Consider the following 6,457-nt stretch of genomic DNA (forward strand, 5'->3'; position numbering starts at 1 on the left):
TCTGATGCAGTCAGGCTTATGAACCTGACTGCGTTTTGTGATTATGTTGAAAGTGAAGGATATATTGATATTGCTTTTTCACATGTCATTGAGCCATATATCACGATGTTAAAGGATTCTTACACTACTCAGGTTTTGATATCGTCTGTAAGACTCGCTGATCAAAATTCAAATATGCTTTATCAGTTTATCAGGAAACAATACAGCAGTGGTAAAAAGACATTTTTCGACATTGAAGTAGATGTATTAAAGGATGAACTTGAATTATTCAGAATAGATAATGGCGAAAAAGTTTACCTTTATCAGAATTTTAAGGATTTTAATAAGGTTTTTCTGCAAAAAAATATTGAAAAAATAAATCAATATACAGAGATTAATCATCTCGAAGTTAAAATCGTTGAGAGAGTCGCAAGAAGAGCATCAAAGCTAAGGTTTTCTTATAAAATAGATAAAGAAAGTGAGGGCTTAGATATCAGAATACCATACGGTTTCAGAGGATAATTGCATAAACTTCGTTTTGAGATCGAAATGAGGTAGCTCATGGCTAAAATCTATCAATTCCCTCAGGGGGAAGAACGTGCTAAATTCAGGAAAGAAATTGCCAGGGAGCGTAAGAAACGTTTTGCAGTGAAAACAGGGAGCACTTTTGTTAAGTGGCTTGGCTGGGGATGGTTTTATCTTCGTCTTCTTGTCGCGAGTGTTTTACATTTTATCTTTGTTTTTGTGTTAGCCATTCTTGGTGCGTTTAAATGGGCTGTATTCTGGCTGGGTGGTATTTTGTGTGTCATCACTTGGTATCATCTCGATCACCAGTTATGGACGCCACAAAATCTGACTATACCGGTGATTACGGCAACCTGGATTTTGGGACTGCTGGCTGAGCCTCTGATGGAGCTGCTCAACAAAACTATGCCTTGGCACAAGTTACTTGTTCCCGAACCTGCGGACGAAAGCACCGAGAACAGTAGCGAGATAAGCCAGCAATGATGCTACTCAGCAGTTATGCCAGTCCCTGCCTTTTCACTGCGATGCAGGATAGGGCAAACGCCGCAAAATGACGTCTCTGACGCCATTCCGCAACGTTTGCCCGGTGACCTACAGTCGGTTCTTATTGGAGATGTTTATGAAATATCTGGTCAAAGAGTTTATTAACGAGAAATATTCTAAGGCTGTTAATATTTTAAAGGATAATCTTAAAGAACACTATCATGTTTTTTATGGTGTGAGATTAAGTGAGATTCTTTTTCCTACCAGTGAATATGGCACAGATGCTTTCTTTAAAGAATTTGAATTAATTAACAGTGTAATACTTCCATTAGTAATATTTGATTTTATAGACCGAAAGCCGATCATGGTTATCGGCTTTGAGGAAGTGCCTGGGATTGATTCACTTATTGACTCTGGTATGGAAGTTGTTTTGTTAGATGGTTTAAGCGATCTGCTACTGGTTGAAAAACTGATGCCATTGTTTGATTAAATCCCTGGAAATACATGTTACCCATTCGTATTAATGCATTTTACACGAACGATGTTTATTCCATTTACCTGTTTTCATAACTTCTCCCCTACGGAGAACTAACCAAACTGATCTGCATCTATGATCTTAATTATATAAAATTTGGGGGGCGTGATTCTAATGTCCTCATTGTATTGGTAACAATCTTTTTTTCATCGTTTTTATTTTGATATTTAATATTGCTCTCAATTGATTTTTACCGTTTCTTCATTCAATGATATGAGCGTCAAATTGATTAGATAATGGTGATTTTTACCCTCTATCATCAAAGCTTGTGAAGCTATTAATATACAAAAAATTTTCAGTCGTTTTTCTATTGTCTCACATATTTTTAAGAGAGAATCTGTATGCTGTTCGCCATTCACTTATGTAGGCCACTTCGTACTAATCGCTTCAATCTAAAGAACTTCACTTTTCCTTAGCGTTTGTTATCGCAGAAATTCCCACGGAACCCCTAAGACGGTAAAAGGGGTGCCGGCGTACAATCCCTAAAAGATATTAAACGAAATTTTGGATTATATAATCAGCTAAAACGTCATGTTCTGCCGACATAGTCTGCATTAGGGCTTTCTGAGGTCCTGACCAAGCCCCTCTGGCCAACACCCCCCTAGTAGGTGCTACGGTAGATAAATATCTGAGCGGGACCCCCTGTAAGATACTATCTGGAGCCATAACATTTAGGTCTTCAACTTTTGCGACAGGAGTGTCTGGAGTAAAAGAAGCCACTGCTGAGTATGTTTTTATAGATGCTAATTTGGGGCGAAGGTCATTTTTTACTGAATCAATTATTTTATCTCTATGGGCTGCATCAGCCGCGATCTCTGATGAGTTTTGTTGGCCTGGATTCTTTCTTTTATCAAATCCGTTGAAGACCCAACCTGCAAATTTAGGTGAACCTTTTTGGCTTATTAGAGAGTTATTTTGGGCTGAAGTTCTTCTAATACCCTGTTCCCAGTCGTCTCTAAATTTTGGTAAAGTTTCACCAATGAGTCCTATGCAGTAAGCCGAAAATATATCGGCAGTACATGGAACCAAGAAATAATCAGAACAGTAGAGAGCCGATCTGACTATCGTATTAAATGACGGCGGTACATCAATAAGAACATAATCGTATTCACAATTATTTAACTCTTGAGCTTTACTAGCAATTAAACTAGGTATCAAGAATCTGTTTACTGCGTTTCCAGCAATTAAATCTGTACCTACACTAATCACATCTGAAAGATTATTGAGCCAAAAGTCACCTGGAGCTATGTCTAACCTTCCTGAGCCAGGCTCCATGGGAAATTGTGGTGGGAATGTATGTACGACAGGGAGAATATCTTGTTGTATAAATGGTTGGCAAAATGCTCTTATCGTTTTACCATAAGGATTATTTGCATCCTTCTTTAAAAGGTCAGAGAAGCCAGTCTCACCAAGTAAAGCTATTGATAAATTGCATTGAGGATCGAAATCTATCAGCAAAACAGATTTTCCCTTTGCCGATAGAGATACACTTAAGTTCCAAGTCAGGGTCGTTTTTCCTACCCCGCCTTTGTTGTTAAATAGTGAAATAGTTTTCATTTTATTCCTTTCTTAGACATTTTCAATATTTAGAAATAACTACATCGGAGAATAGTGTAATACGTAATCGATTGCTTGATACCCGTATATAACCATCAACATGCACGACAAACCTTAAAATTGAAGTTTCCGTACAGTTTCTCATTCCGACAGAGTTTGTCACGCAAAAATTTACAGGTTTATAGATTTAATTTTCTTTAACTAACTGCAGGGGCTGAAGATTTCTTTCAGTGAGAAATCGCTTAGCGGGTGTTATCACAGAAATTCCCACGGACCCCATTTTGTCCGAACTCCTACTGATAGATTAAATCCTGAATCATCTAAGTTTTGCAGAATCAAGTAACTATTGGCTGTTGTACATAGCCAGGGCTGCTTTGAGAACAGTTGTTTTGCGTCGGCCTGTCTGTTCGCTTCGGCTTCCAATTATTCGTTCTCTTTGAGCCAGTTATCTACAAGCTGGTTCACCACGTCAGTGATTGATGTACCTTTCCTGGCGCATGCAGCCTTAAACCGGGTGTGCTTTTCTTCATCAAAATTAACGTTAACACGTTTGATTTTTCCAGATGATACTGGTGCTGTTACTACTCGTTCCAGATCTCTGTTTTCACCAAAGGTCATTTTTTTTACTGACGTATGCGCTTTTTCAAGTGACATTCAGGCTACTCCGGTTTTTATACTTATTTGATTATATGAGTAAATGTGTAATTACTCAAACATTCTAACTATCTCTTTTGTAAGGATTTCTATTTCACCTTTTGCAGCACCATCACTGGATTCAAACACGCTGTCGCCATCAAGAATTGATTTCACGTAAACCTGACGTTGTGTAATAGCTGTACGAAATGCTTTAACACCGGTGTCTTTGATACTTTCTTTAAGCACATTCAACATGGTTGCCATTTCTATCTTACGGGTGATCAGAAAGCGGGCTTCAACTTTGCGGCTGTAAGCCTGTGCTTCCAGAACAGTAACGACGCTTCCTGCTGCGGAGAAATCCAGAGGGCTGGGGGTTACAGGGATAATTACCAGATCGCTTACCATGACGGCTGCGGAGGTGATTACTGAGAGTGAACCTGCCCCGTCCACAATAGCAAAGTCATAGTCCGCCAGATCTTTTCGGATTCCATAGACGTCTTTTTCAGATGCTGCTGTAAATACGTCAAATGCTGCCTTGCCCGCTTTGCTCCAGTTCGTCAGGCTCATTTGTGGATCTGTATCTACCACAGCAATGTTGTATCCGCTCCTGCTCAACGCAGTGGCTATGTTGATTACGGCAGTTGTTTTACCTGAACCCCCTTTCGGATTCAGAAATGAGATCACCTTCATACTCAAATCCTCAATTGTGTGTCTACTCAATTACTCCTGTGAGTTTTTGAGTTTATCATACTCTTTGTATGAGTAAAGGTTAATATGAGTTTATGTGTATATGAGTTAAGGAGTATCTACTCATTTGAGTTGTCTTGTGTATATGAGTGTTTGAGTTTATGAGTGTGTAGTGACAAGGTCACATCTACTCATTATTTGTTTTTTGGTTCTTTTAGAGTGTGCCTTTCCTGTCGATCCACTTTCTGGTTCATTTTGGGTATAGTGGTGTGACCTTATGCGAACTGGTTCTGTAATATGACTTCAAATGCACCAACAAACTTTGTCCGCGCTTATCTGAGAGCTTCAACAGCAGAACAGGATGCTTCGCGTGCCCTGGAAACTATCGAGGCTTTTGCCAGGGAAAGAGGCCTGATCATTTGCAGCTATTATATTGAGAATGAATCCGGCTCCCGTCTTGACCGCCCGGAACTCTTTCGTCTTCTGAGAGATTGCCAGCAAAATGACATTTTGCTTATCGAGGATGTGGACAGACTTTCCCGACTGTCAGGGGAAGACTGGAATACGCTGAAGAAAATGATCCGTCAGAAAGATATCCGGGTTATGGCCGTGAATGTGCCGACGACCTGGATTAATTCTGGTATGAGTGAGTTTGACAGCCGGTTGTTTGCAGCCATTAACGATATGCTGCTGGATATGCTGGCCGCTGTTGCCAGAAGGGACTATGAACAACGGCGGGAACGCCAGAAACAGGGGATAGAGAAAGCAAGGAAAGACGGCAAATATAAAGGGCGTAAACCTAATCAAGCCAGACATGATGCAATTATCAGGTTGATAGAAAGTGGCAGCTCCTGGACACAGGTACAGAAGGTGCTAGGGTGCAGCCGCGGCACAATCAGTAGCGCAATAAAACGTAAATCCCTGCAATCCTCCGGTGAGTAGGGTAGGGTGAGCTCAATAAACTGGTTGACGTTATTTATGAGGGAGGTGCTGAAGTGGATATTTTTAAAAAGCAAATTGAATGTTGTAACTAATGAGTATCAAAATAAAAGGCCGCTTACGCGACCTCAGCCTTTTGCGGTTTTGGCTTGGTGATATACCACGATAGACAACCGACAATAAAACTCATGAACATTCCAGTAAAACGATCATCGATGCCTGGAAACAGGCAACCGACAAACATCGCAACAGGGAAAGGAAGAAGTAAACAGCGCCCCAAAATGCTCATAAAATCCATAACACCTCCTTTGTTAAAGGGCAGGAAGCGGTGCACTTCCTGCCCTTAGTTACGTTTCCGCAGTCATCAATCGATGAACTGACGGATCAGTTCCAGAACTGCAATCAGCGCGTTTGCAAGCGCAGCTACCGCCCTCAGAACGATGATTAACAGGTTAATCATCCGTTTTCTCCATAAATGGAGTAAAGACACCGTGGCTTGCTCTTACGCTGCCTGTCACCACGGCTTCTCTTCGTCTTGTCAGTTGTAGAGAGTCTCACTCCTACCAGAGCACAGATAACCAGCACCACCTGTATTACCTGTCAGGACTTTGAAGCTGTTCATGCCGCATTTAGCGGAATGCAGGGAAAGACTCACCACAGCACTAACCCTCTGATTATACGTTTATCTAACTTTCAAGCAAACCGTTAACGCGTAGTCACCGCCTGTCATATTGCATAATCAGGCTTCACGGATTATCATACTGTTGTCAGTTGTAGAGAGTTTCTCTTCCGGGCGAGTTACCAGCTCGTACCGGAACTGTAAAAAAGCCGACCTCACCAGTCGGTTTTTTTACGTCTGCAGTTTCCCGCTTCATTTAGATCTATTTTAAATGAATAAATTTTCTGCGGCAAACCCAACGACGTTGGGTCGTTAGTGTAAATAATTGTTCAAAACTCATAAACACTCCTTTGTTAAAGGGCAGGAAGCGGTAAACGTCTCTCCCTTAGTTAAGCCATCAATCACTCGATTAGTTTCTGAATGGCAATCAGCGCGTTTGCAATGGCGAGCACAGCCCTGAGAACGATGATTAACAGATTCATCATCCGTTTCTCTAG

10 protein-coding genes are annotated in these 6,457 nt (G+C 40.9%); 4 read left to right on the forward strand and 6 right to left on the reverse strand.

Features of this window, described 5'->3' with window-relative positions:
* From ACLQ7T_RS16045 to ddp1, 3 genes are all read left to right on the forward strand, one after another.
* Positions 1-501 (forward strand): replication initiation protein (locus tag ACLQ7T_RS16045; protein WP_420480280.1); only part of this gene is annotated, 501 nt, incomplete at its 5' end.
* A 39-nt stretch (positions 502-540) separates the two neighbouring features.
* Positions 541-987, forward strand: a complete 447-nt coding sequence (locus ACLQ7T_RS16050; RefSeq protein WP_001074386.1) for a hypothetical protein — start codon at positions 541-543, stop codon at positions 985-987.
* A gap of 136 nt (positions 988-1,123) precedes the next feature.
* Positions 1,124-1,477: a DNA distortion polypeptide 3 gene (ddp1, locus tag ACLQ7T_RS16055; protein WP_001675596.1), complete on the forward strand. Its 354-nt coding sequence runs from the start codon at positions 1,124-1,126 to the stop codon at positions 1,475-1,477.
* Between the two features lie 537 nt (positions 1,478-2,014).
* Here ddp1 and ACLQ7T_RS16060 read toward each other — a convergent pair.
* From ACLQ7T_RS16060 to ACLQ7T_RS16070, 3 genes are all read right to left on the reverse strand, one after another.
* Positions 2,015-3,079: a ParA family protein gene (locus ACLQ7T_RS16060; protein WP_012291478.1), complete on the reverse strand. Its 1,065-nt coding sequence runs from the start codon at positions 3,077-3,079 to the stop codon at positions 2,015-2,017.
* A gap of 423 nt (positions 3,080-3,502) precedes the next feature.
* Positions 3,503-3,733, reverse strand: a complete 231-nt coding sequence (locus ACLQ7T_RS16065; RefSeq protein WP_000051066.1) for a plasmid partition protein ParG — start codon at positions 3,731-3,733, stop codon at positions 3,503-3,505.
* A 51-nt stretch (positions 3,734-3,784) separates the two neighbouring features.
* A complete protein-coding gene (locus tag ACLQ7T_RS16070) occupies positions 3,785-4,405 on the reverse strand; it encodes a ParA family protein (protein WP_000864788.1) in 621 nt (206 codons plus the stop codon).
* Positions 4,406-4,699: 294 nt separating this feature from the next.
* Between ACLQ7T_RS16070 and ACLQ7T_RS16075 the strand changes: the two genes are divergently transcribed.
* On the forward strand, positions 4,700-5,344 hold the full coding sequence (locus ACLQ7T_RS16075) for a recombinase family protein (RefSeq protein ID WP_000203199.1): 645 nt from the start codon (positions 4,700-4,702) through the stop codon (positions 5,342-5,344).
* A gap of 115 nt (positions 5,345-5,459) precedes the next feature.
* On the opposite strand, the gene ACLQ7T_RS16080 is transcribed toward ACLQ7T_RS16075, so the two are convergent.
* The 3 genes from ACLQ7T_RS16080 to dqlB (ACLQ7T_RS16090) all read right to left on the reverse strand — a co-directional run bounded on the left by ACLQ7T_RS16080 (position 5,460) and on the right by dqlB (ACLQ7T_RS16090) (position 6,445).
* The gene (locus ACLQ7T_RS16080; protein WP_001510884.1) at positions 5,460-5,675 is read right to left on the reverse strand and encodes a hypothetical protein; all 216 of its coding nucleotides are present in this window, start codon (positions 5,673-5,675) and stop codon (positions 5,460-5,462) included.
* A 30-nt stretch (positions 5,676-5,705) separates the two neighbouring features.
* Positions 5,706-5,801, reverse strand: a complete 96-nt coding sequence (gene dqlB, locus ACLQ7T_RS16085; protein ID WP_000609146.1) for a DinQ-like type I toxin DqlB — start codon at positions 5,799-5,801, stop codon at positions 5,706-5,708.
* Positions 5,802-6,361: 560 nt separating this feature from the next.
* On the reverse strand, positions 6,362-6,445 hold the full coding sequence (gene dqlB / locus ACLQ7T_RS16090) for a DinQ-like type I toxin DqlB (protein ID WP_272056275.1): 84 nt from the start codon (positions 6,443-6,445) through the stop codon (positions 6,362-6,364).
* Positions 6,446-6,457: the final 12 nt, after the last annotated feature.

The sequence above is a fragment of the Brevundimonas sediminis genome, assembly GCF_048799765.1.
Lineage (GTDB): Bacteria > Pseudomonadota > Alphaproteobacteria > Caulobacterales > Caulobacteraceae > Brevundimonas.